Annotated in this window: 19 protein-coding genes; 13 read left to right on the top strand and 6 right to left on the bottom strand. The window is 43.3% G+C overall.

What is annotated here, in order from left to right:
* Positions 1–89 precede the first annotated feature (89 nt).
* The 4 genes from ACEN9X_RS04960 (at position 90) to ACEN9X_RS04945 (ending at position 5667) form a co-directional block, all read left to right on the top strand.
* Positions 90–590: a biotin/lipoyl-containing protein gene (locus ACEN9X_RS04960; protein ID WP_413669360.1), complete on the top strand. Its 501-nt coding sequence runs from the start codon at positions 90–92 to the stop codon at positions 588–590.
* 129 nt (positions 591–719) lie between these two features.
* Entirely contained in the window at positions 720–3773 is a 3054-nt protein-coding gene (locus ACEN9X_RS04955; protein ID WP_413669359.1) for a SusC/RagA family TonB-linked outer membrane protein, read from the top strand.
* A 16-nt stretch (positions 3774–3789) separates the two neighbouring features.
* Positions 3790–5196 (top strand): RagB/SusD family nutrient uptake outer membrane protein, encoded by a 1407-nt coding sequence (locus ACEN9X_RS04950; RefSeq protein WP_413669358.1) that lies wholly within the window; start codon positions 3790–3792, stop codon positions 5194–5196.
* Between the two features lie 84 nt (positions 5197–5280).
* Complete coding sequence (locus ACEN9X_RS04945; RefSeq protein WP_413669357.1) at positions 5281–5667, top strand: nuclear transport factor 2 family protein; 387 nt, start codon at positions 5281–5283, stop codon at positions 5665–5667.
* 110 nt (positions 5668–5777) lie between these two features.
* On the opposite strand, the gene ACEN9X_RS04940 is transcribed toward ACEN9X_RS04945, so the two are convergent.
* Positions 5778–7436, bottom strand: a complete 1659-nt coding sequence (locus ACEN9X_RS04940; protein ID WP_413669356.1) for an SUMF1/EgtB/PvdO family nonheme iron enzyme — start codon at positions 7434–7436, stop codon at positions 5778–5780.
* A gap of 242 nt (positions 7437–7678) precedes the next feature.
* On the opposite strand from ACEN9X_RS04940, the gene porV reads away from it, so the two are divergent.
* From porV to ACEN9X_RS04925, 3 genes are all read left to right on the top strand, one after another.
* Positions 7679–8848: a type IX secretion system outer membrane channel protein PorV gene (porV, locus tag ACEN9X_RS04935; RefSeq protein WP_413669355.1), complete on the top strand. Its 1170-nt coding sequence runs from the start codon at positions 7679–7681 to the stop codon at positions 8846–8848.
* Complete coding sequence (ispF, locus tag ACEN9X_RS04930) at positions 8848–9330, top strand: 2-C-methyl-D-erythritol 2,4-cyclodiphosphate synthase (RefSeq protein ID WP_091217073.1); 483 nt, start codon at positions 8848–8850, stop codon at positions 9328–9330. The genes porV and ispF overlap by 1 nt, the downstream gene beginning before the upstream one ends.
* A gap of 199 nt (positions 9331–9529) precedes the next feature.
* A complete protein-coding gene (locus ACEN9X_RS04925; protein WP_413669354.1) occupies positions 9530–9790 on the top strand; it encodes a (2Fe-2S) ferredoxin domain-containing protein in 261 nt (86 codons plus the stop codon).
* Positions 9791–10012: 222 nt separating this feature from the next.
* On the opposite strand, the gene ACEN9X_RS04920 is transcribed toward ACEN9X_RS04925, so the two are convergent.
* Together ACEN9X_RS04920 and ACEN9X_RS04915 are read right to left on the bottom strand one after the other, a co-directional pair.
* The gene (locus tag ACEN9X_RS04920; protein ID WP_110587071.1) at positions 10013–10543 is read right to left on the bottom strand and encodes a ferritin; all 531 of its coding nucleotides are present in this window, start codon (positions 10541–10543) and stop codon (positions 10013–10015) included.
* A gap of 130 nt (positions 10544–10673) precedes the next feature.
* Positions 10674–11033: a hypothetical protein gene (locus ACEN9X_RS04915; protein ID WP_413669353.1), complete on the bottom strand. Its 360-nt coding sequence runs from the start codon at positions 11031–11033 to the stop codon at positions 10674–10676.
* Between the two features lie 265 nt (positions 11034–11298).
* On the opposite strand from ACEN9X_RS04915, the gene ACEN9X_RS04910 reads away from it, so the two are divergent.
* The 6 genes from ACEN9X_RS04910 to ACEN9X_RS04885 all read left to right on the top strand — a co-directional run bounded on the left by ACEN9X_RS04910 (position 11299) and on the right by ACEN9X_RS04885 (position 22215).
* Positions 11299–13161 (top strand): glycoside hydrolase family 13 protein, encoded by a 1863-nt coding sequence (locus tag ACEN9X_RS04910; protein ID WP_413669352.1) that lies wholly within the window; start codon positions 11299–11301, stop codon positions 13159–13161.
* A gap of 45 nt (positions 13162–13206) precedes the next feature.
* Entirely contained in the window at positions 13207–13857 is a 651-nt protein-coding gene (pgmB, locus tag ACEN9X_RS04905; protein ID WP_413669351.1) for a beta-phosphoglucomutase, read from the top strand.
* A gap of 118 nt (positions 13858–13975) precedes the next feature.
* Positions 13976–16285, top strand: coding sequence for a glycoside hydrolase family 65 protein (locus ACEN9X_RS04900; RefSeq protein ID WP_413669350.1), 2310 nt, complete (start codon positions 13976–13978; stop codon positions 16283–16285).
* A 95-nt stretch (positions 16286–16380) separates the two neighbouring features.
* A complete protein-coding gene (locus ACEN9X_RS04895) occupies positions 16381–18099 on the top strand; it encodes an alpha-amylase family glycosyl hydrolase (protein ID WP_413669349.1) in 1719 nt (572 codons plus the stop codon).
* Positions 18100–18252: 153 nt separating this feature from the next.
* Positions 18253–19629: an MFS transporter gene (locus ACEN9X_RS04890; protein ID WP_413669348.1), complete on the top strand. Its 1377-nt coding sequence runs from the start codon at positions 18253–18255 to the stop codon at positions 19627–19629.
* 111 nt (positions 19630–19740) lie between these two features.
* Positions 19741–22215: a glycoside hydrolase family 31 protein gene (locus ACEN9X_RS04885; protein ID WP_413669347.1), complete on the top strand. Its 2475-nt coding sequence runs from the start codon at positions 19741–19743 to the stop codon at positions 22213–22215.
* 155 nt (positions 22216–22370) lie between these two features.
* Here the strand turns inward: ACEN9X_RS04885 and ACEN9X_RS04880 are convergent, their stop codons facing one another.
* The 3 genes from ACEN9X_RS04880 to ACEN9X_RS04870 all read right to left on the bottom strand — a co-directional run bounded on the left by ACEN9X_RS04880 (position 22371) and on the right by ACEN9X_RS04870 (position 26694).
* Entirely contained in the window at positions 22371–23096 is a 726-nt protein-coding gene (locus ACEN9X_RS04880) for an SDR family oxidoreductase (protein WP_413669346.1), read from the bottom strand.
* 51 nt (positions 23097–23147) lie between these two features.
* The gene (locus ACEN9X_RS04875) at positions 23148–24053 is read right to left on the bottom strand and encodes a helix-turn-helix domain-containing protein (protein WP_413669345.1); all 906 of its coding nucleotides are present in this window, start codon (positions 24051–24053) and stop codon (positions 23148–23150) included.
* A 223-nt stretch (positions 24054–24276) separates the two neighbouring features.
* Complete coding sequence (locus ACEN9X_RS04870; protein ID WP_413669344.1) at positions 24277–26694, bottom strand: ABC transporter permease; 2418 nt, start codon at positions 26692–26694, stop codon at positions 24277–24279.
* Between the last annotated feature and the right edge of the window lie 6 nt (positions 26695–26700).

Genomic DNA, 26700 nt, shown 5'->3' with positions numbered 1-26700 from the left:
AACCTTTGTGGTTAATAATAATATGTTTAGCTTTATACCAATCCCTAAACAAATAATATATAAACCGCTTATCGTCAAATCTGAATCTTATGTATAAATTAAGTATTAATAATCACTATAGTATTGAAGCCGAGAGAACCATTGCGGATGGATTACTTATAAACGGGGTTAAAAAGAACGCTGATATTAAACAGATAAAACCAGGTATTTACCATGTTATTGAAAGCAACCGTTCATATAATGTAGAGGTAATTAATTTTAACGGTAGTGAAAAAAACGCTGAAATAAAAGTTAATAATCACCTGTATAACATTACCGCTAAAGATCAGTTTGATATACTGCTTGATAAGCTTGGGTTTAGTAATTTAAACAGTGCCAGGATCAGCGAGATTAAAGCCCCTATGCCGGGCCTGGTGCTTAAAGTATTTGTAAATAAGGGGGATATCGTTAAAAAAGGCGATAATCTCTTCGTGCTTGAAGCTATGAAAATGGAAAACATCATCAAAGCTCCAGCCGATGCAACGGTTGAAAAAACATTAATAAAGCCCGGGGACAAAGTTGAAAAAGGGCAGATTTTAATGTTGTTTTAACTGAGTGTTATTGTTTTAAATATGCGATAATAACATTTTTGTAACAAAGCCAACGTAATCTTAAGGCTTTTGTTGTTTTTGCATATTTTTTTTACGAACTTACTTTCTTAATTAACAATATTAACTTTTATGAAGAAACATCTACTAACAATTCTGTTGTTATGTACTTGTGTTGCCTTTGGTTTTGCTCAAAACCGGGTTATTACAGGTAAAGTAACAGATCAGAAAGACGGCTCGCCCTTACCAGGAGTAAGCGTAACCGTAAAAGGAGTTACCGGATTAGGCACCCAAACCGATATTAACGGCGGGTACAAACTTAGTGTGCCGGCTACTGCAAAAGTTTTAGTTTTTAATTTTTTGGGATATATTCCCCGCGAAATCGCTATAACTGGAGCAGCGGTAAATGCACAGTTAACCACAGATTCAAAAGTACTTGGTGAGGTTGTGGTTGTAGGATATGGTACACAAAGCAAACGATCACTAACAGGCTCTGTTTCAAAAATTAAAGGCGGCGATATAGAGAATATTCCTGTACCAAGCCTTGAATCGGCTATACAAGGCCGGAGCCCCGGCGTGTATATCCAGGCCCAAAACGGTAAATTAGGGCAAGGTATCCAGGTTCGGGTACGTGGTGCATCTTCTGTGTCGGCTGGCAGCCAGCCACTTTACGTTGTTGACGGTTTACCGATCACTGTAGATGATTTTTCAAGTAACGGAGCTTCCACCAATCCACTTGTAGACTTGAACCAAAATGATATTGAGTCTATCGATATCTTAAAAGATGCTTCTGCCGCGGCTATATATGGCTCAAGAGCATCAAACGGCGTTGTTTTGGTTACTACAAAAAAAGGTAAAGCAGGTTCAACAAAAATTACTTACAATCAATACTATGGTTTCAGTAAGCCAACCCATGAGCGTGAATTTTTAAACTCAAAAGAATATCTGAACCTTGTTCAATCAGCTGCTGTTGCAGGTGGTCTGGAAAGTTATGCGAAGACCCGCTTAATCAGGTATGCTGCGGGAAATACAGATTATGCAAATACAAGCGTAAATACCAATTGGCAGGATCAGATAACTCAGCATGCTCCGGTTCAAAACTATAACCTCGTATTTTCGGGAGGGACCGAAAAAACAAAGTTTTACATATCCGGCACCTATAATGATCAAAAAGGCTGGATATTGAAAAACCAGATCAATCAGTATAGCCTACGTACAAATATCGAAAACCAGGCTAACAACTGGCTTACAATTGGGGCTAATTTGAGTGTTTCGCGTACGCAAAACCATCGTTTAGATAATGACAATGCTTTCTCCACCCCTGAACAAATTGTGGCTTTGTCGCCGATTACGCCAGTAATCGACCCGCGTACAGGCCTGTTAAGCGGTCAGCTTGACCCGGCCACTGGTTTGCCAAACAGTAATTTTCCAGTGTATTTTAATCCGCTGTTAAATTCCGAGAATAGTTATTTCATTACTACCGATTACCGAAATCTCGGTAATGTTTTTGGGGAGATTAAAATATTGCCATCGTTAACTTTCAGGAGTGAAGTTGGTGTAGACATTTTAAATTCAACCGAAGATAATTATTCAGGTAGTCTTACTGCCCGTAACTCGGGTACTAATAATGGTGTGGGTCTTAATTCGTCGGTAACTTCTATTAACCTTAATACCAACAACTTTTTACATTTCTTAAAAGATTTCGGGAAAAGTAGCATTGACGCGGTGGGTGGTATGACCTATCAAAGGCAACAGAATGACCTTAATTCGTTAAATGGCGAACAATTTCCGAGCGACGCTTACAAGAAGCTGACCAGTTCTGCAAGTATCACCAGTGCTTTGTCATCCTCTACTGCTTATTCATTGCTTTCATATTTTGCAAGGGCTAATTATAAGTATCACGATAAATACTTATTGTCATTAAGTGGTCGTATAGATGGCTCATCAAGATTTGGTGCCGACCATCGTTATGGATTTTTCCCGGCAGGTTCTGTTGGATGGGTAGTTTCGGAGGAGAGCTTTATGAAAAATCAAAAGGTTATATCTGATCTGAAGATAAGGGGCAGCTATGGCTTAACTGGTAACTCAGAGATTGGTAATTTCCCGGCCCGAGGGTTATATTCAGAATTCGGTTACGCTGGTGTTGCCGGAGCAAGGCCTACACAATTGCCAAACCCCGGTTTAAAATGGGAAACCACCGCCCAAACAGATATAGGTTTGGACATAGCTTTCCTTGGAGGTCGTTTAGCAGGGCAGTTTGATGTTTATTTGAAGAAAACCAAAGACCTGTTATTGAATGTACAGGTACCGGCAACTTCAGGATTTACCACTATCACACAAAATCTTGGTAAGTTACAAAACAAGGGTTTGGAGATTCAGATAGATTCAAAAAATCTTGTGGGGAAGGTAACCTGGAATACAAGTTTTAATATCTCATTCAACCGAAATAAAATTACCGACTTGAAAGGTCAGGTAATTACAGGTAGTGGCGATGCCGTTAACCGTGCTATGGAAGGGCAGCCTTTGGGTGTATTCGTGGCTCCTGAATTTGCAGGCGCTGATCCGGCTAATGGCGATGCCTTGTATTATAAAAATACCGATTTAGGTGGCGGCAAGAGAGACCGTGCAAAAACCAACGATTACAACCAGGCAGTACCTGTTGTAGTTGGTAATCCTAATCCTAAATATATAGCAGGCTTAAATAACAGCGTAAGTTACATGGGCATAGATTTTAGCTTCCTGTTACAATCTGTTAACGGGAATCAGATTTACAATGGCGCCGGCCAATATATGTCGGTTGGTTTTAACAACGGTTTTGATAACCAAACCCGCGATCAATTGCAGGCTTGGACAAAACCCGGCCAGATCACCAACGTACCTGAAGCGCGTTTGTTCGGCGGAAACGGCGTTAACCCAAGTTCCCGCTTCCTTGATGATGGTTCATATGTACGTTTAAAAAACATTGTGCTTGGATACAATTTTCCAAAAGCTTGGATAAGTAAGATCAAATTGTCAAGCTTAAGGGTTTATGCCCAGGCTACCAACCTGGCCACCTGGACAAAATACAAAGGCTGGGACCCGGAACTTAACTCTGATGCATTTTCTGGAAATATTACCCAGGGATATGACTTTTATGCTGCACCGCAGGCTAAAACCATAACTTTTGGCATTAACGTGGGATTTTAATTTAAGCTGAAGAACAATGAAAAAAATTAAATATTCAATTATAGCACTAAGTACATTAGCATTGCTATATAGTTCCGGATGCCAAAAGCAACTGGATATAAAGCCGCAGGATTCCGTTGAGCAGGACCTTGCAATCAAGACTTCAAAAGATGTTCAGGGTGTACTTGTAGGTGCTTATACGGCCGCCGGTTTAAGGGGCCTGTATGGAGGCCGGTTTCAATCAACCACCGACTTTTTAGCTGACGATGGCGACTTTTCATATTTCGGAACTTTTTCAGAATATACCGAACTGGCAAATAAAGCGATAACAGTCAATAATGCTTTTGTTGAGGGTGTTTGGGATAGTGGGTATAACGCTATTAACGTGTGCAACAACGTTTTGGCCAACTTAAATCTGGTTGATGCTGCCAATAAGGATAGGGTAGAAGGTGAAGCCAAGTTTTTACGGGGTATGATCTATTTTGATTTGGCAAGGGTGTTTGGTAAAGCCTGGAATGACGGGACCCCTTCATCAAACCTGGCGGTTCCGATAGTATTGACACCGACAACTTCAATTTCGGGTATCCAGAAACCCACACGTAACACCGTTGCCGATGTTTATGCGCAGGCTATAAAAGATCTTACCGATGCAGAGGCGAAACTTGAAACTAATAAAACTTCGTTCGCAAACTCTCCCGATGCTTCTGCGGTGCTTGCCCGTATATACTTAACACAAGAGAAGTTTGATCTTGCTGAGCAGGAAGCTACTAAAGTTATCAATTCAGGACTTTATTCCCTGGTACCTGTTTTTAAAGATGAGTTTCAAAACTACGAACAAGCCACACGGGTATTCAATTCCAGTGAAGACGTATTTGCTATTCAGATATCTCAACAATCGGGTTTCAACGCATTGAATGAAATTTTTGCGAGCGCTGATTTTGCGGGCAGAGGTGAAACAGTAATTAATCAGCAGCATTTTGACCGATATGAAAAGAATGACACAAGAGCTGATGAGTTTTATAACGACGGGGATAATTACACCGCAAAATTCAATAACAAATTTGGCAATGTGATTGTAATAAGGCTTGCCGAGATGTACCTGATCAGGTCTGAGGCAAGATCGCAAAAAGCTACTCCGGATTATACCGGAGCTAAAGCTGATTTAAATATTGTGCGTAACAGGGCTGGATTAGGAAATACAACCGTTGCAAGCACCAAACAAGCATTGCGTGATGCGGTGGAAGCGGAACGCCGTGTGGAGTTACCATTCGAAGGCTTCAGGCTATTTGATTTGAAACGTTATAAAGGAAGTACAGTTACAACAGACGAGGACGGAAATGTGGCAGATACATTTGAGTGGAACTCGCCAAAATTGGTATTTCCGATCCCAAAACGCGAGCGCGATGCTAATTCAAATTTGACCCAAAACGAAGGATATCAATAAAAGTCCTAATTATCCAAGTATATATCCCGGTGAATATCATTCATCGGGATTTTTTGTTAATAAAGATATCAAACCTAAAACACCATGAAAGATAAACAAATCCTCACCGCCCTGAATGCACATTGGCAGGCGTCAGCAGCCGGCGATATCAATGCAGAGCATGATATTTACGATGATGATGTTATTTGTGATTATCCCCAGTCGGGTGAGCGAATTTTGGGGCGAAGTAATTTACAGGCCTTGCGCGGGCATCATCCCGGTAAACCATCGGGTTTCCGTGTTAGGAGGATTCTTGGAAAAGGCGATACCTGGATCACAGAATACACTATCAACTACCTGGATCGACCGGCTTTCACCGTAAGCATTATGGAATTTCGTAACGATAAGGTAATACATGAAACGCAGTATTTCGCCGATCCTTTTGAAGCTCCAAAATGGCGAAGCCAATGGGTTGAGCCGATTGACGGATAGCGCACAGGGGGAAGTGTAACGAAGATTTTTGCTAATGTATTTGGCTGGTTGGCTATAAACAAAAAGGCCTTTCATTGCTGAAAGGCCTTATCTGAAGTCTGTTATAAAAATTATCTTGCTTTAAAAGGTTTAGCTTTTTTAACCGGATAATGAGGTTTGCCATTAGGGTTAATTTCAGGCGCTCCTACTAATGTCATTGCGCAACGGAAACCAATTTCGGCACTTGCTTCGTCCTGGTCCATAAAGCGACGTGTAGCTGGATTTAACCAAAATGCCATATCGTTCCATGATCCGCCTTTGTATACTTTAGAGTGGTCGTTAACCAACGTGGTTGTACCATAAAGGGCTTTGTTAACTTCATCCTTTTCACCCCTTGCGTCAGGAGTGTAAGCCTTACCCGAATTTTTAGGTAATAATGAATCAACCGGAAGCGAGCCTGTTTGCGAAGTAGCAAGCGGCGCATTTGGATTTGCACTTTGTGCAGCTGTAGTTTGTTGTTGTAGCGCTAAGAGCTCGCTGTATTTTAATTTTTTATTGGAGTGTGCAGGATCTTTGATAGGCTTGCCGTATTTATCTTTGGCATAAAGCCCTTTGCTTGGATCTGCAAGGCGTTTATTTGAAAACTCGTTACCACGGAAAGGGTTAAAGTCTTCAAACTCCTCAAACGATGTTTGACGGTAAGTATCGGCAACCCATTCGTTAACGTTACCTGCCATGTTGTATAGCCCGAAATCGTTAGGTGCATATGAACGTACAGGAGCGGTAATGTCTGCCTTATCGTTCAGGTAACCGCCAACGCCCGCGTTATCGCCACTGCCGCGTTTAAAGTTAGCCATGATCAAACCACGTGTTTTCTTTTTTGCCGAACGTACACCTAAACCATTCCAGGTATACATTTTACCATCATCGATGTTTTCAAATTGGGTGTTACCTGCGAGGGCTAATGCTGCATATTCCCATTCAGCCTCTGATGGTAAACGGTAAGCTTGTTTCAGGATGCCATCTTCCATACGCACCGGCCTTACAGCTTTGCCGCCTTTTCCGGTACCGGCTTGAGCGTTAGGGCTCAGGTTAGGCATCATTTTTTTACCATCCACGCCTGCGCCTGTCATTTGGCCGTTCAGATAAATATCAGTGTTGAAAGGCTGGCCGTTAGCTGCAATACCGGCATCGCCGCCGCCGCCCTTTTTACCCTGATCTTTCCAGGCTACTAACTTTCCGGTTTCACGTAAAATGTTTTCGTTGGTACGGTCGGTACGCCATGAGCAATAGGCCTGCGCCTGATCCCAGGTTACACCTACAACGGGGTAATCCTGAAAAGCCGGGTGGCGCAGATAATTATCTACATAAGGTTCGTTGTATGATAATGGATGACGCCAAACCAATGTATCAGGTACTGCATTATAATATAACTCGCGGTCCTGAGGGAAGGTAATATTGATCCAGTGCAGGTAATCAAGCCAATCCTGGTTTGATACCTCTGTTTCGTCCATGTAAAAAGAGGGTACGGTAACCCTGCGGCGTACGTTATTATAATCGTAAGTGATGTCCTGATCGGCACTGCCACCCATTACAAAGGTACCGCCTTCAATAGGTACTAATCCAGGCCCCGGAGATGGGTGACTTTGCCTGAAACGTTCGTAACCGCCATTGTTTTTGTCGTTATAAGTTATACCCGTTTTTTGCGATTGCTCACGTTTACTGCAGCTGCTAAGCACGGCCCCTAAAGCCAACAATCCCAAAGCAGTTTTAGTAAAAAGTATTTTCATATTTTTACAGTTATATTAAGTGGTAAATTTATAAAAAAATGGATACAGTGCTTATGCTTATGAACCATTATTTAGAAATAAATAGTACAGTTATCAGGGGTTTTAACGAAAAATTGATGAAATTAGTTGCGTTGATTTAAATTTTTGATTTAACTTTCAGCATAAATACAGGCTTGAAAGGGTAAAACAAGTCGTGAGCCTGTTTTTATAAAATACAAACTGTTACAACCTAACTCCTACAAATGAAGTTTTTTACATTTCGAGGCCTTGCTATAATTACCCCCTTTTTGTTACCAATTGCTGCAGCAGCACAAACAAATACTAACGGAAGTAATGTTAATGCAATTCCCACTGAAGTCCCTTTTTTAAACATTTCGCCAGATTCACGTTCAGGAGCTATGGGGGATGCAGGTGTAGCTTTATCGCCGGATGTAAATGCAAACTTCTGGAACCCGTCAAAGCTTGCATTCCTGGAAAGTAATGATGCGTTATCGGTATCATATAGTCCATGGTTAAGGCACCTCGTACCCGATATCAGCTTATCGTACCTGAGCTATGCACACAAAATTGACGACCGGAATACCATTGGTGCTTCGTTGAGATATTTTAACTACGGTTCTATCCAGCTTACCGATGATAATACAAACGATCAGGGTACTTATACACCTAACGAATATTCACTGGATGTTTCATTTGCCCGTAAGTTTGGTGATAATTTTTCATTGGGATTAACTGCCCGATACATTCACTCTAATATATCAAGCATCTCGTTTGCTACCGGCTCGAGCCAGGCAGCAAAAGCGGGCAATGCCTTTGCCGCCGATGTTTCGCTATACTATACAGCGCCTTATGGCGATGGCAACACTTTTGCCTTTGGTACACACATATCAAACATTGGTACAAAAATCAGTTACAGCGATGTAGGTAATAAGTATTTTTTGCCGGCCAATTTAAAATTAGGTGTAGCTAATACCTGGCAGTTGGATGATGTAAATGAGTTTACAGCAACTTTTGATATTAACAAGCTGCTGGTACCAACTCCGCCGCTGCGCGATGTGAATGGTAATATTATAAAGGGTAAGGATGATAATGTATCTGTACCTGCGGGTATTTTTCAATCGTTTGGTGATGCACCGGGTGGCTTTAGTGAAGAGCTGAAAGAGATCAGCTTTTCGCCGGGTGTTGAATACTGGTACAACAAGCAGTTTGCTGTAAGGGCAGGCTATTTTTACGAAAACCCGTCAAAAGGCGACAGGCACTATGTTACCATGGGTATAGGGTTTAAATACAGTGTTTTTGATTTTGATTTTTCATACCTGGCAGCCAGCCAGCAAAATAGTGCCCTGGCCAATACTCTGCGCTTCACTTTGTCGGCAAGTTTTGGTGGTACAACAAATGCTTCAAGAAGATAATGGGTAAAATTAAGGTAGGTTTTGGGTTTGATGTACACCAGTTAAAAGAAAATCACCCCTTTGTTTTAGGCGGAGTTAAACTTGAGCACCATGCCGGTGCTTATGGTCACTCAGATGCCGATGTGTTGTTACACGCAATTTGCGATGCCCTGCTTGGCGCAGCAAACCTGCGCGATATAGGCTTTCACTTTTCAAATAAGGACGACAGATGGAAAGGTATCAGCAGCCTGATCCTTTTACAGCATGTTGTTGCACTTATAAAAGAAAAAGGTTTTGTTATCGGCAATATCGATGCCATGGTGTGCCTCGAGGCCCCAAAGATTAATCCGCATATTCCAGCGATGAAAACCTATATAGCAGAAGCTGCGGCTATTAGCGAGGAAGATATTTCCATTAAAGCTACTACCAATGAGCAAATGGGATTTATAGGCCGTGAAGAAGGTGTGGTAGCTTATGCTGTTTGTTTGATTGAAAGGGAGTAGCGTAGTAAAGAAGCAATATTGAAACCCCGTGCAGGGTGTGAGCGATAAAGTATGCTAACTTAGTAACAGAGGAGGCAAGAGTATAAAAGGAAAGATCCGTTTAATCTCATAAATCCAATAAATCCTGGTTCAGACAACTATTTGCATTGTTTTAGCATTAACTTTGCTATTTATTAACGCAATTTTAACAAATAGCATCATGAGCAAATTTACCATACCTGATAAAGTGCTGTACGTATGTGTAGGCAGTAAATGCGGAAAACGTGGCGGTAAGGATATGTATAAGCTGGCCAAATCGTACATCAAGCACTACCATGGTCGCGAAGAGTTAGAAGTGATTGAAACCGAATGCACTGACAGGTGTAAGTACGCGCCGGTATGCAGTATTCAGCCCGGTAACACGTGGTTGAAAGAATATCATCCTAAAGAAGTGTTAAAGCTGATGGATTTGATTGAGTAAAAAATCCAACAAAAAACGTTGTCGTCGAACAGCGAGGGCTGTAAACAAAGGGTGAGGAGAAATCTTATACGCCTTGCAAATCAATATGTAGGGCGTATAAGATTTCTAACTAGTTCCTCGTATCGAAATGACAACAGGCAATAATAAAAAAAGTCCTTTTGCATTAGCAAAAGGACTTTTTTTATTATCGAACCCTCTCCTTTGGAGAGGCAGGGTGAGGTTTTACGCCTCGCTGTCATATTTTATCTGACCAACATGCTTGTCAATCTGCCACCTGCCGGTACCTTCCTCGCCGATAACTTCGAATAATTCGAGGGCGCGACGGGCTTTGTATTCTTCTTCGCGTTGTTCTTTCAGGAACCAGTTCAGGAATTCCATAGTAACAAAATCCTGCTCTTTCATGCAGCGGGCATAAATGTTTTTGATAGAGTTGGTTACGCTGATCTCCTGGTCAAGGGCTTCTTCAAACACTTCGCGGAATGAGTTATATTCCTGTTTAATGCCGGTAACCTCAGGTGATACAGCGTTGCCGCCCATATCAAGGATATATTTATAAAATTTTAACTGGTGATGGCGCTCTTCATCGGCTTGTTTAAAAAAATATTCAGACGAAAAATCATAGCCATTACGGTTGCACCATGAAGCCATGGCTAAATATATTGATGAAGAAAGTGCTTCTTTCTTAACTTGCTGGTTTAAAAGCAATTCGATATCTGCAGATATCAAGCTTTTTATGCGGAGTAGGTCTTTCATGATCTCGATAAATTAAACGTTATATGACTTTTCGGTAAATTATAATGCAATAATAATGCAGTTAAAGCATATTAGTTTAAATTAAAGATAATATGAAATTAATCTAAATTATAACGAGAATTGATCTAAATTACAGGGAGTTACTGTAAAGGCGGTCGTGAATAATATGGTTGAGTTCCAGCATCACAAAAGTGCCTTCTAAAAGCTCTTTCAGGTTGATGATTTGAGCCAGGGAAAGTACATAGCAATGATCGCAGGCGCAGATGAAAATAATTTCTACGTCCGGATCGGTAGTAGTATTAAGGAGCTTCTCCTCAATGTCGATAGCATAAACTGCTTTGCGTAAGTTCAGGACATTGCGATGGTCAAACCGGGCAACCTTACCGGCGAAATCGATATACCAGCAACGCTCCGCATCGCACTGGTAAACGGCACCTGTTTTGGTGCTGAAAACGTCGGTCCATAAAGATAATTCGGTGGTTGCAATCATAACGGGTACAAATATTGGCATTATTTGTAATCAATCCAAATAAAGATAGAAAATAATTTTCAACACGAATGATTAGCATGCAGCCCACAATTTATTCGAATTACACGAATCAGGTTTGAGAAATCAATTCGTGTAATTCGTATGACTTCGAAAAATTAGTGTCGGATAATTTTTTTTCATACAAGCAATTAATTTTATTATAAATTTGGAGCGTGGTTGCTGCTTATCTGCAACCCAACCAATTATCCTTTTATCATTTTTTTATATGAGAAAAACCTTACTATCCACCTTATGCTGCTTGTTGGCTGCTTTGGGTGTAAAGGCACAAACGCCTGCACTTGAGCGCGTTGAGCCTATGTCGTGGTGGGTTGGCATGAGCAATCCTAATCTGCAACTGGTGGTTCATGGCAGCAACATCGCGCAGCGCAGCGTATCTTTAAGCTACCCTGGTGTTAAGCTTAAAGCAGTGCATAAAGTCGAAAACTCAAATTATTTATTTGTCGACCTACAAATTTTTTCATCGGCTGTTCCGGGAACGTTCCCGATAAAGTTTAAAAAAGCCGGTGAAAAGGATCTTACTTATAGCTATACGCTTAACAAACGCGACAAGTCGGCGGGTAGGGCGCAGGGGGTTACCAGCAAAGACCTGATCTATCTGATTATGCCCGACAGGTTTAGCAACGGTGACGCTGCTAACGACTCATTCAATAACCTTCGTGAGCAGGGTATTCATCGCGATTCGATGTTCAGCCGTCATGGGGGAGATTTACAGGGGATCATGAATCACCTCGATTATCTGAAAAACTTAGGTGTTACCGCTATCTGGCTTACCCCCGAAATTGAAAACGATGAGCCGCATGCTTCATACCACGGTTACGCGGTTACCGATTATTATAAGATAGACCCGCGTTACGGCACTAATGATCTTTATAAAAAGTTTGTTGAAAAATGCCATAGCATGGGCTTAAAGGTTATTAAAGACCTGGTACATAACCACGCCGGTACCGAAGGCTACCTGATACAGGACATGCCAATGAAAAGCTGGGTACATCAATGGCCAACGTATACCAAATCAAATTTCCGTGATGCGGCGGTAATGGACCCGCATGCTTCACCTATGGACCGCAAGTTGATGCAGGATGGCTGGTTTGACCATCGCATGGCCGATTTGAACCAGAATAATGTTTACGTACAAAACTATCTTACCCAAAACCACATCTGGTGGGTGGAATACGCAGGTATCGATGGTTTCAGGCTGGATACCTATCCTTACAATGAACCTGTGTATATGGCTAAATGGGCAAAAGATGTTAAAGCCGAGTTTCCTAAGCTTTCCATATTTGGCGAAACGCTCGTATGGTCTGCTGCTAACCAGGCATTTTTTACCCAGGGGAATACCGTTAACCGCGGTTTTGATACCCAACTCCCCGGCGTAACAGATGCTGTTTTAAAAGATGCTATTTATGAAGCGATAAACGGTAAAGACGGCTGGACGGATGGCGTTGGTCGGCTATACTCGGTAGTAGCGCAAGATTTTTTATACCAGGATGCTACCCGCAATACCATATTTATGGATAACCATGATATGAGTCGTTTATTATCCATGGTGGGCGAGGATATTACAAAATATAAATCGGCAATGGCTATGCTGCTTACTATGCGTGGCGTACCGCAAATGTATTATGGAGATGAGATCCTGATGAAAAACTACTCAAACCCCGATGGTTTGGTGCGCGAGGATTTCCCGGGCGGCTGGGCCGGCGACAAGCAAAATAAATTTACTGCCGAAGGCCGTGATAAAAAGGAGAACGATGCTTTTAACTATGTAAGTAAGCTCGCTAATTACCGCAAAGGCACTACTGCGCTGCAAACAGGTAAAATGATGCAGTTTGTACCCGAAAATGGCATTTATGTTTATTTCAGGTACGATGCCCAGAAAACGGTGATGATCATGTTTAACAGCAGTGAGAAAGATCAGGAAACCGCTACGTCAAGATATTTTGAGCGCATAGGCGATGCCAAAAAAGCGAGAAATGTGCTAACAGATGAGATGACAGGTCTGGATAAAGTAACGATCCCCGCCAAAACAACTTTAGTATTAGAATTAATCCCCGGTGTTACTCATTAAAATAATATCTTTAGGGGACTAATTCCCTGTGTTTTACCCAAGAAAATGAATACTATAAAAGCTTGTATTTTTGACCTGGACGGTGTAATTGTTGATACTGCCGTTTACCACTATAAAGCCTGGAAAAGATTGGCCAACTCGCTTGGTTTTGATTTTACCGAGCACCAGAACGAGCAATTGAAAGGCGTAAGCCGAGTGCGTTCGCTGCAATTGATATTAGGTTGGGGCGGCGTTACCAAAACTGAAGCCGAACAGGAGCAACTGGCTACCCAAAAAAACATATGGTATATGGAAATGGTAAACCAGATGAAACCCGATGAGATTTTGCCCGGAGCTAAAGAGTTTTTAACAACCTGCCGTAAGGTAGGCCTCAAAACCGCGCTTGGTTCGGCCAGTAAAAACTCCATGACCATATTGGAGAAAATCGGCATCACCGATATGTTTGATGCGGTGATTGATGGCAACAAAGTAAGCAAAGCCAAACCTGATCCTGAAGTGTTTTTAGCCGGTGCGCAAGCCCTGGGCGTGTTCCCCGAAGAGTGTGTGGTATTTGAGGATGCCATTGCCGGGGTTGAAGCCGCCGTTGCAGGTGACATGAAAGTGGTTGGCATCGGCTCGCCGGATGTACTTACAGGAGCTAACCTGGTTATTAAAGGGTTGGATGAAATGACACTTGATAAATTGTATAAGTTGTAGCCCCACCCAACCCTCCCCTAAAGGGAGAGGGCTTTTGATTTGCATGGAGGCATAAAAAAAAATATAAACTATTAAACTAAAAGTCTCACCCTTTAGGGGGAGATTTAGAGGGGGCTAAATGAAAAACTATATAAAAGCTGATGAGTGGAAGATAATTGAAGAAGGCTTCGACGCTCATTACAATAAAATTTCTGAAAGTATATTTAGTTTGGGTAATGGCCGTATGGGTCAGCGTGCCAATTTTGAAGAAGCTTACAGTGGCGATACCCTGTTAGGTAACTACGTGGCAGGGGTTTATTATCCCGATAAAACCCGCGTAGGCTGGTGGAAAAATGGTTACCCTGAATATTTTGCCAAAGTACTCAACGCCGCAAACTGGGTAGGTATTGATGTTGTAATTGACGGCGAACAGCTTGACCTTGCCAAATGCGAAGTTTTAAACTTTCGCAGGGAGTTGAATATGAAGGACGGTTATCTTAAACGTGATTTCCGTGCAAAAACAAAATCAGGGAAAGAAGTTAAGGTAGAGGCTATCCGCTTTTGCAGCATGGCCGATGATGAAACCGGTGCTATCAAATACACCCTTACGCCCTTAAACTTTAGTGGCGCTATTACTTTAACACCGTCAATTGATGGCGATGTAGTAAACAAAGACTCCAATTACGATGAAAAGTTTTGGGACGAGGTAAACAAGACCACACAAACCAATGGTGGTTACATTGTGATGCGTACCAAAAAGACAGGTTTTGTGGTTGCTACCGGCATGAAGTTTAACATCCTGCAAAATGGTGTTGCTATTGAACCAACTACCGAGGCCATCGAAAAAGAGAAATACGTGGCCGCTAAGGTTAGCTTAGAAGCAAAACAAGGCGAAAGCATTACAGTAATTAAGTATGCGGCTAACCTGTCGTCACAAAACTATAAACAGGAAGAACTGGTTGACCAGTTAAACGCTACTTTAGATCGCATCAGCATAAAAGGTTTTGATACCATGCTGGCTGAGCAAGCGGCAGCCTGGGCCGAAAAGTGGAAACATAACGACATCATTATTGATGGAGATATCTCGGCCCAGCAGGCTATCCGCTTCAATATTTACCAGCTTAACCAAACGTATACCGGCGAGGATGATCGCCTGAACATAGGCCCTAAAGGTTTCACCGGCGAAAAATACGGAGGCTCTACCTATTGGGATACCGAGGCTTATTGCGTGCCTTTTTATCTCTCCACAGCCCCGCAAAAGGTTACCCGCAACCTGCTGCTTTATCGCTATAAACAATTGGGCAAGGCTATTGAAAACGCGCAACTGCTTGGCTTTAAAAATGGTGCGGCTTTGTACCCTATGGTTACCATGGATGGTACCGAATGCCATAACGAATGGGAGATCACCTTTGAGGAGATCCACCGTAATGGGGCTATTGCTTTTGCCATCTACAATTATGTGCGTTATACCGGCGATGAAGCTTATCTTGGCGATTATGGTTTGGAAGTGTTGTTGGGTATCGCAAGGTTTTGGTCGCAAAGGGTTAACTGGTCGGATGATAAGCAGCAGTATGTAATGCTTGGCGTAACCGGGCCAAACGAGTACGAGAACAACGTAAACAACAACTGGTACACCAGTACCATAGCTACCTGGTGTATGCAATATACGCTTGATGTTGCTGAAAAAGTAAAAGCTGCTGATGCTGAAAAATATGCTGCGCTGGTAAGCAAAACCAACCTTGATGAAGCAACCGAGTTTGGTCGTTTCAGGGATATCATCCAAAAGATGTATTATCCGTACGACGAGAAACGCCAGGTGTTTTTACAGCAGGATGGCTACCTAGATAAAGAGCAGATCCTGGTGAAAGACTTGCCTGCATCAGAACGCCCTATCAACCAGAAATGGAGCTGGGACAGGATTCTGCGTTCATGCTATATTAAACAGGCCGATGTATTGCAGGGAATTTACTTTTTTGAAGATCAGTATGATATAGATACTATTCGCCGCAACTTCGATTTCTACGAGCCGCGTACCGTGCATGAATCGTCATTATCGCCATGCGTGCACGCTATTTTGGCCGCCAAGCTTGGTGACGAAGCCCGTGCCTACGAGTTTTATCTCCGCACCGCCCGTTTAGACCTCGACGATTATAATAACGATACCGAGGACGGTTGTCACATCACCTCGATGGCAGGTACCTGGATGGCTGTTGTTGAAGGGTTTGGCGGCATGAGGGTAAAGGATGGTAAACTTTCGTTCCAGCCGTTTATCCCCGAAAAATGGTCGTCGTTTTCGTTCCATATTGGTTTCCGCGGTGTGTTATTGAATATCAAAGTGAGCAAAGAAGGTGTGCAGATCAAAAATGCATCGGATGTAGAAACTACCGTGCTGGTTTATGGTAAAGAGCAGTTGGTAAAAGCCAATGATGAATTACTGGTTGAGGCGTAATGAAAAGCAATAAACTATTTACTTGTTTTATTGCTGTAACAATGTTGCCCGTTATTACGTTGGCACAGGTAAAAACACATCATACTAAAAAACGCATGGAACAAACCACCAATCACAAGCTCATTATATATCAATTACTACCGCGACTGTTCAGCAATACTAAAACGCTTAATAAAACCAATGGTTCTATCGAAGAAAACGGTGTTGGCAAGCTGAACGATATTAACGACAAGGCCCTACAGGAGATAAAGAAAATGGGCTTTACCTACGTTTGGTATACCGGTGTAATTGAGCACGCTACCATGACCGATTATTCGCAATTTGGTATCAAAGTCGATGATCCGGATATTGTGAAGGGTAGGGCAGGCTCGCCTTATGCCATTAAGGATTATTACGATATCGATCCTGATCTGGCGGTTGACGTTAAAAACCGTATCGGGGAATATGAAGCCCTCATCAAACGTACCCATGACAATGGTTTAAAAGTACTGATGGATCTGGTACCTAACCATGTTGCCCGTACTTATGAATCGGATGTTAAACCTGCCGGTGTGCGTGATTTTGGTGAGGATGATGATAAAAGCAAAGGCTTTAGCCCAACCAATGATTTTTATTATATGCCCGGTCAGCCTTTTGTGGTACCGGCGGGTTACAACCCGGGAGGGGATGAGTTTAAAAGCCCGCTGAAGGATGGGAAATTCGATGAAAACCCTGCTAAAGCTACCGGTAACGATGTGTTCAGCGCTGCGCCATCTATTAATGATTGGTTCGAAACCATGAAGCTGAACTACGGTGTTGATTATATGGATCACCGTCGAGGTCATTTCGACCCGATCCCACCGCTTTGGAATAAAGTTTATGATATCCTGCATTACTGGAGCGAAAAAGGCGTGGATGGTTTCCGCTGCGATATGGTGGAGATGGTGCCTATTGAGTTTTGGGGATGGGTAATCCCTAAGCTTAAAGCAGAGCATCCAGGCATTATTTTCATTGGTGAAGCTTACGACAAAGGCAAATACAACGATTATATTTTTAAAGGCAAGTTTGATTACCTGTACGATAAGGTGGGCCTGTATGATGCCATCAAACGCCTTACCCGCGATGAGCACAACTCATCTACCTGGGAGATCAATGCTGTCTGGAACCACGATAGCAAAGGTATCGACGAACACATGCTCCGCTTTATGGAAAACCATGACGAGCAGCGCATCGCCTCAAATGATTTTGCAGGTAACCCATGGCTGGCTGTTCCGGGTATGATTGTTACCGCTACGCTGAACACTGGTCCGGTGATGGTTTATTTTGGTCAGGAAGTAGGGGAGCCCGCCATCGGTACCGAAGGTTTTAGCGGCAATGACGGTCGTACTTCTATATTTGATTACTGGGGCGTGCCTCAGCACCAAAAATGGGTGAATAACCATGAGTACGATGGGGCGCAGTTATCGGCAGACCAGCAAAAGCTTCGTGGCTTTTACCATAACCTGCTTACGGCAGTGCATAACAGCGAGGCCCTAAAATCGGGCGCGTTTTATGAGCTGATGATGGCCAATGAGCGTCAGCCGGGGTTTGATACCCGTTTGTATATCTACGCGCGTTATACCAATGATCAGCGCGTATTAGTAATAACCAATTTTAACCGGAGCGAGCGTAAACTAACAATAAAACTTCCGGATGACCTGTTAACAAAATTAAATCAAAGCGGCCATAAACAATTCACCGACCTGCTAAGCGGAGCTAAATTCAATACCGATGACATTAAAAATGGTGTTGAAGTATGCCTGCCGGCCATGAGCGGATTGTTGCTGGAGTTTTAGCCGCTTACAATATGTCATTGCGAGGAGGAACGACGAAGCAATCGCACGGAGGCATAATTGCCCTGTAAAGTATGCGATTGCCACGCTTCGCTCCCAATGACATGGTGTGGTAAAAACTACAGGGCACCAATGAACCAGTGAACTATTGAATCAATGAACCAAAATAAACCAACCATTGCGCAAAAGCCACGATTAAGCTTTTGGCAGATCTTTAACATGAGCTTCGGCTTTTTGGGCATCCAGTTTGGCTTCGCCCTGCAAACAGGTAACGCCAGTCGGATCCTGCAAACTTTTGGGGCCGATGTAGAGCATTTGTCGTGGTTTTGGTTGGCTGCGCCTATAACAGGCATGATTGTTCAGCCTATCATTGGTCATTACAGCGACAGGACCTGGAACCGCCTTGGCCGTCGCCGCCCTTACTTTTTAACCGGCGCCATTTTATCCGGTTTGGCTTTGTTCTTTATGCCCAACTCATCTATGCTGGCAGCGCTGATCCCGCCTATAGTAGTAGGAGCGGGCATGCTCATGATCATGGATGCCTCGTTCAACGTAGCTATGGAGCCGTTCAGGGCTTTGGTGGCCGATAATTTGCCCGATAGCCAGCACACTACAGGTTTCTCCATGCAAACCTGTTTGATAGGTGTTGGCGCAGTGATAGGCTCATGGCTGCCCTATGTTTTTGCCGAATGGTTTGGAATTGGAAAAACTGCGCAACCCGGCATCGTACCTGATAACGTACTTTACTCTTTTTATATTGGTGCGGCAGTTTTGATAGGAGCCATCCTATGGACGGTGGTTCGCACTAAAGAATATCCCCCCGAAGTTTACGCCACTTTTCATGAAAAGGATGAATCTGAATCAGGGCATAAAGGCGGTTTGGCCGAAATTTTCAGCGATTTGGCCAATATGCCTAAAACTATGAAACAACTGGGACTGGTGCAGTTTTTTTCATGGTTCGCGTTGTTCTCGATGTGGGTATTTACCACCCCGGCCGTGGCCGATCATGTATACCATATACCTGCCGGAGACACTTCATCGGTAGCCTATAACGATGCTGCTAATTGGGTGAACGTATTATTTGGTGTTTATAATGCTGTTTCGGCAATTTATGCGCTGCTGCTACCGCGTATAGTGAAAAAATTAAGCCGCAAACGTGCACATGCTTTTTCTTTAACTATGGGTGGCCTGGGATTGATATCGATATTTTTTATAAATGACCCTAAGTTATTGGTGCTTTCTATGATAGGGATAGGATTGGCCTGGGGAAGTATTTTAGCTATGCCGTATGCTATTTTATCAAGCTCTATACCTGCTTCCAAGATTGGCGTTTATATGGGCATCTTTAACTTTTTCATTACGTTTCCTCAAATAGTTAACGGTATTATTGGTGGTCCGATAGTGAAATATGCTTACAGTGGGCATGCCATATATGCACTGGTAATGGCCGGTGTATTTATGTTTCTGGCGGCAGTAGCCGTTCTTTTTGTTCGGGATGGCAAAAAAATCCAGATTATTGAAGCCGCAAATTGAATTAAAGATAAACAATTGGCACGGTTAATGATTTTTTCGTTAAACCATTTGTTGTATATTGCGTAGCAAGGACACTTTATACATATTTGCTGAACCCACTAATTTGTTTGAATGGAAAGTAATACCCCAAATCCGGAATTGATAACCAGTAAGTTAGTTGAAGTAGAAAACTTACTTGAAGAAGAAGAGGAGTTTCACCACCTTAATAACCCTGCCGATGGCATTAAGCCGGTAGTAAAAAAATACCTTGGTATCCCTACCAGGGCTTCACAAACGGGAAATAAGTTCTATTTTACCGATGGTGATGCTAAAGTTGAGGTGATAGTTGTAGCAGACGAGATCATTCGGGTAAGGCTTGCCCCTCATGGTGTATTCCTGGATGATTTTTCATACGGCGTACCTAAGCTGCCTAATAAGCATGTTGATTATAATCTTCACGAAGATGATAACGAGTTTAGGGTATCAACTTACAAGGTAAACTGCCACATTCGTAAAAAAGATTTTTTTATCTCTTTTTCTGATAGTAACAGCCATGTAACCAGTATGGATGCCGTGCCTATGCACTGGGAAGAAAACGTGCAGGCAGGTGGCTATTATGTATTTTGCACTAAAACATGTGCGCCTGATGAAAGCTTTTTTGGTTTAGGAGATAAACCAACTGAATTTAACCTGCGAGGTAAAAGGCTTAAAAACTGGAACACCGACGCCTATTCATTTCAGTGGAACCAGGATCCTTTGTACCGAAGCATCCCTTTTTACATCAGCGTAAATGATGGCATAGCACACGGTATCTTCTTTGATAATACATTTAAAGCGCAGTTTGACTTTGGCGCCGAAGACAGGACTAAAACAAGTTTCTGGGCCGATGGTGGCGAGCTGCAATATTATTATATCCACGGTCCGCACATGATGGACGTCGTAAAAAGCTACCATACCTTAACTGGTACGCACCCTATGCCACCGCTTTGGGCGCTGGGTTACCATCAATGCCGCTGGAGCTATTATCCTGAGGCCAAGGTTAGGAAGATAGCCAGAGGTTTCCGTGAAAACCAGATCCCCTGTGATGGTATCTACCTGGACATCGATTATATGGATGGTTACCGCTGCTTTACCTGGAACCGTAAGTATTTCCCCGATCCTAAAAAGATGATCAGCGAGCTTGCTGCCGATGGTTTTAAAACGGTCGTGATCATCGACCCCGGTATTCGTGTGGATGATAACTACTCGGTATTTAGGGAAGGGAAGGAGAAGCGCTATTTCTGCCGCCGCAGCGACGATTATTTTATGGAGGGTCACGTATGGCCTGGCCGCTGTCAGTTTCCTGATTTTACCAACCCCGAAGTTCGTGAATGGTGGGGCGGTTTGTTTGACGAACTGGTGCAAATGGGCGTTGCCGGTGTTTGGAACGATATGAACGAACCTGCCGTATTTGGTGCAGGTACTTTCCCTGATGATGTGCGCCACCAATATGACGGTTACCGCGGTTCGCACCGTAAGGCGCATAATATTTATGGCATGCAGATGGTGCGTTCAACCTACGAGGGTTTGCGCAAAATTATGAAAAATAAACGCCCGTTCACCATCACAAGGGCGGGATACTCGGGCGTACAACGCTTTTCATCGGTGTGGACAGGTGATAACGTGGCTTCATGGGAGCACCTGAAACTAGGTAATATCCAGTGCCAGCGTTTATCAATTTCCGGCATACCGTTTTGCGGTACAGATATTGGCGGTTTCAGCGGTGAGCCCGATGGCGAACTGTTTACCCGCTGGATTCAGATGGGTACCTTCTCGCCGTTTATGCGTGCGCACTCGGCAGGTGATACCAAAGAGCGCGAGCCATGGAGCTTTGGTGAGCCATTCACCGCTATCAATCGTAAATTTATCGAGCTGCGTTACCGACTGATTCCTTATTTGTACTCTACTTTCTGGGAGCATCACCGTTATGGTTTCCCTATTTTGAGGCCGGTAGTGATGCATGAGCAGGATACGCAGTTGAACCATTTCCGTCAGGATGAGTTTACTTATGGCGATAAAATTTTGGTTTGCCCCGTAATGGAGCCAGGTCAGATTAAGCGTAATGTGTACCTGCCAAAAGGCAAATGGTACAACTTCTGGACATATGAAGTTGTTGACGGCGGCAAGGAAGTATCTGTTGATACACCGCTTGAAACCATGCCTGTATTCATTAAGGCAGGTTCGGTTATCCCTGAGTACCCGGTAATGCAATACGTTGGTCAGCAGGAAATTGAAGAAGTAAAACTAAATATCTACTATACAGATTACGAAGTTAACTCATTCCTGTTTGAAGATTACGGCGAAACTTTTGCCTACGAACAGGATATTTACCTCGAAAAGAAATTTGTGGTAAATGGAAACTCAAGATCAGTAACCATTGATCAAAGCATGGAAGGTTTGTACACTCCACGTTACGATGGCTACCACTTTAACCTGATAGGTTTACCATTTGCCCCAACCAAAATAATGGTAGATGGCAAGAGCGTAAAAGAGTTCCAGATCAACGATGACAAAACGATAGCGTTTAAGTTTAGTAAAAACTTTAAGCATATTGAGATAAGCAAATAATTAAAAGACCCTGGCTTGCCGGGGTCTTTTTTTGCATTTTACGTATTAGAGTTACAACAGCCAGCCATCTAATGAAAAGATGTCATTGCAATGTCGCGGTGGCGAGGAGAGGTTGATTCTTAAATCATGATTCTTAACTCTCGCCTCTCAAAAACTTACCACGGGCTTTCACCGTAATCGCTGAAGTATTTACCTGTAGGGCCATCAGGGCCTATCATGGCATATTTAACTATTGGCGCTGCACCGTCTTCTACTGGTTTGGGCCCGCGGTTGCCGTTAAATTCGGTATTGGTATATCCGGGGTTTACCATGTTTACTTTAACCTGGTCTTTAAGGTCGTAAGCCAGGGCAACTGTATAAGCGTTCAATGCAGTTTTCGACGGGCCATAAGCGGCCGACTTAACCTCGTAGTGTTCCCAGTTAGGATCGTTGTGGTAGGTTAACGAACCAAGGTCGGATGTAACGTTAACAATCCTTGGGTTTGGCGACTTTTTAACCAGGTCGATAAAAATACGTACTGTGCGGATCACACCGAAAAAGTTAACTTCAAAAACTTCCTTCATGGTATCATCACTTACAGTATCGGCCTTTTGCGGGAAAGCTCCGGGAATACCCGCATTATTGATGAGCACATCCAGATGGTCTATTTTAGCGGCTAATTCATCATGAGCTTTTTGTACCGATGCTTCATTGGTAACATCTATCAGCAATAGTTCAACATCATTTAAACCTTCGGCTTTGAGTTGTTCAACTGCTTTTTGCCCCCTATCCTGATCACGGCTGCCCAGGTAAATGTAGTAACCGGCATTAGCCAGTTGGCGGGCACTTTCAAAGCCAATGCCTTTATTGGCTCCGGTTATTAAAACTGTTTGTTTTTCCATAACACAAAGCTATGGCGGGCAGATATTTTTACCGCTGCACATAGCAGGGCATTAACTGTACATTTCCCGGATTTGCATCCTGAATGCAATCGGCGTGGTATCGGTAAGGCGTTTAAAGAAGCGGTTGAAGTAAGCTGCATCATCAAAACCAAGTTCATCGGCGATTTGTTTTACTGAGAGCTCCGTGTGCAGTAAGCGGCGTTTTGCTTCAACAATCAATCGTTCATGAATATGGGCAATAGCCGTTTTACCGCTTTGCTGTTTAATAACATCGGTAAGGTGCCCGGGCGTTAGGTTCAGCTTTTCGGCATAAGCTGCAACATCATGCTGGGTGGCATAATGCTCGGCTATAAGCGACTGAAAGCTTTTGAGCAGACAATAATTTAAGGTAATACAGGTTTCATTATATTGCTCGCTGTACAACCTGCTGAGGTATATCACCAGCACCCGCAACCACGACGTAAGCATCTGATTACGCCAGGTACCATCGGCATTAAATTCAACCAGCATTTTGCGCATGGTATCTTCAATAAAAACCAAATCTGGAGGGCTAAGTTTTATTTCGTGAGCTGCGGCGGGGTTTTGGATAATGGGAAGTTGTTTAAGTATGCGGTTATCTTCCAGTTGTAAAAACTCGTCGGTAAAGCTCATCATTATCCCTTCTATAGGTCCCGTGTGCTCCTTAAGATGTACCTGCTGCGGCACGGTAAAATAAAATGTATCGGGCTTCATGGTATAGGGTACAAAATCTATCCAATGGCGGTTAGCACCACTTTTAACCAATACAAAAAAGTAATAGTCCTTACGGTGAGGCTGCAGAAAGGCGGGATCGAGCCTAAACTCTCCGCATCGCCCGCCGGCTTCGCGCACATCTATCATAACCTTGCCGCCATGGCCATTTGGTGCAAGCGTGTAAGTAGGGATAGAAGCTTTTTCGGGTACAGTTAAAACAAGCATAAAGCAAAGTACGCAATTAGTTGATATGGTGTAAACAGCCAACCAACAGCGGATTGTAAATGTTTTGGCCCTACCTCTTTCGCCGCCGCTCGGCTCCAGCCGAGTGGTAACTATTTCACGGCCTCTGGCCGCTGTAGATAATGCAGGCCAGAGGCCTGTGGATAATAGCCACTCGGCTGGAGCCGAGCGGCGGCGGCTTATTTTTTCTCTCCTTCTATCCCGCCTACTCCGTTTTCAAACTCTTTACCGGGTTCATCAGCGCCGCTTTTACACTCAGGAATGATACTGTTGCAAATGCTACCAGCAATACCAGGAAAAACGGGATAACAAACAGCAAGAAGTTAATATCCATCCTAAAGGCATAGGTTTGCAGCCATTGGTGAATAGCATACCAGCCTATCGGGGCCGATATGATAAAAGATACTACCACCAGCAGGGCAAAGTCTTTATACAGCAATGTTAAAATACTGTTCACGGAAGCACCCAGTACCTTGCGGATGCCAATCTCCTTGGTTCGCTGCACAATGGTGTATGATACCAGGCCGAATAAACCCAGGCAGGCTACAAAAATGGCAATGCCGGTAAATACACCAAATACCTGCCCAAAGCGCTGATCGGTTTTGTATTGCTTGTTAAAAAACTGATCTAAAAAGAAATAATCAAACTGATCGCCGGGGAAAAAGCTTGCCCAGGTTTGCTTAAGTTCGGCAATGGTTTGGGGTATATTGGTGGTACTTACCTTTACCGATACCTGCCCCCTCACATCGGGGATACAGCGGAAAATAATGGCATCATAAGCATCATGTAACGATTGCTGGTGAAAGTTATCGGCCACGCCTATTATCTCATAAACCTGTCCCCAAAAATCAATGCGTTTGCCCAGGGCATCGGCAGGTTTGCTGAAACCCAATTGTTCAACAGCCTTTTTGTTAAATACCACCTTATGCGGTTCGTCGCCAAACTCTTTCGAAAATTTGCGACCGGCTATCAGTTTAATATCGTAAGCGTTAAGGTAATCATAATCGGCGCCGATGATACGGTATTGCTTGCTTGTGCTTTGATCGGAGCCTACCAGCTTAATGCCACCAGCATTCCAGCCAACAGGTTCGCCGGGGATTGAGGTTGATACCGTTACGCTTTTAACGGCTGCTTGAGCCAGGCATTCGTGCTTAAATGAGCTCATGCTGCGATAAAACGAATCAACCTTAACCAGCGGGGCTTTGATAACCAGGGTCTGATCTATTTTTACCCCCAACTTTTGGCTCTGCATATATTTAAGCTGTTTGAAAACGGTAAGTGAGCCGATCAGCAAAAATATGGATGCGGCAAACTGAAACACCACCATGCCCTTACGCAATACCACACCTCTTGGCGAGGCCAGGATCTTGCCTTTCATTACCTCAACCGGTCTGAAGGCCGATAATACAATGGCCGGGTAAAACCCGCTGAAGAACGAGCCCAACACGAAAATGCCCAAAACAGCCAGCCAGAAAGCTGCTTTTGTAAACAAAGTAAAGCCCATTTGCATACCCGAAATATTAGCAAAAGCCGGCAAACAAGCCATAATGATTAGTAAGGCGAGCCCTATCGCCATGGCGTTAAGCATCATAGCTTCCAACATAAACTGGGTAATTAACTGTGCTTTAGCCGAACCTAAGGTTTTGCGTACGCCAACCTCCTTGGCACGACCAATGCCGCGGGCAGTAGCCAGGTTGATGTAGTTGATCCATGCGATGACGATCACAAAAATGGCAATGCCCAAAAGCAGGTATACCGATTTGCCATCCCCATTGGGCTGAAACTCAAGCATACGATTGGAGTACAAGTGAATATCCTTCATCGGTTGCAGCGTATAAATACCACCTTCGCCCGAGCCGGGATACTTATCATAAGCCTTTTTCACTATCGGGATAAATTTAGCCTCCAGCTTACGCGGATCAACACCGGGCTTTAATAGCAGATATGTTGTACAGCCGTCATTAAGCCAGGCATTATCAAGGTTGTAATCTTTATTAGGTGGATTTTCCTTAAGAAGTGTAGCATACGATTGCATGATATCAAAATTCATATGCGTATTGGCAGGCATATTTTCCATCACCCCTGTAATTTTAAGCGGCTTGTCTGTATTGATATACAAGGTTTGGCCAACAGGGTTTAGGCCGTGAAAAAGCTTACCGGCAATTTGCCGGGTAATTACTGCAGTATTAGGTTCTTTAAGGGCTGTATTAGGATCCCCATTTATCAGCGGAAAAGTAAAGGTTTTGAAAAAGGCATCACTTACATAGTAAACATTCTGGATTACCATTTTCTGATCTTTATAGTTGGCGATGGTTTGGCCCGCCCCCACAATCTTTACGTACTCCTCAATTTCGGGCAGCTCGGCTTTAAAGGCGTTACCGGGGGCGAAAGCCCCGCCGGCCCATTGTGTGCTTAATTTGCCGTTGTTATACCTGTCCTGATTAATGCGGAATACACGGTCCTTTTTGATATGAAAATCATCGAAGCTAAGCTCAAAGCTAACATATTGTAAAATGAGCAGGCACGCAGCCATTCCAATAGCCAATCCTACTATGTTAATAGCAGAGAAGGCTTTGTTTTTAGATAGGTTTCTAAAAGCAACCAACAGGTAATTTTTAAGCATAATTGT

The organism is Mucilaginibacter sp. Mucisp86, from assembly GCF_047324315.1.
Classification (GTDB): domain Bacteria; phylum Bacteroidota; class Bacteroidia; order Sphingobacteriales; family Sphingobacteriaceae; genus Mucilaginibacter.
This window is presented reverse-complemented; position numbering and strand designations above follow the sequence as displayed.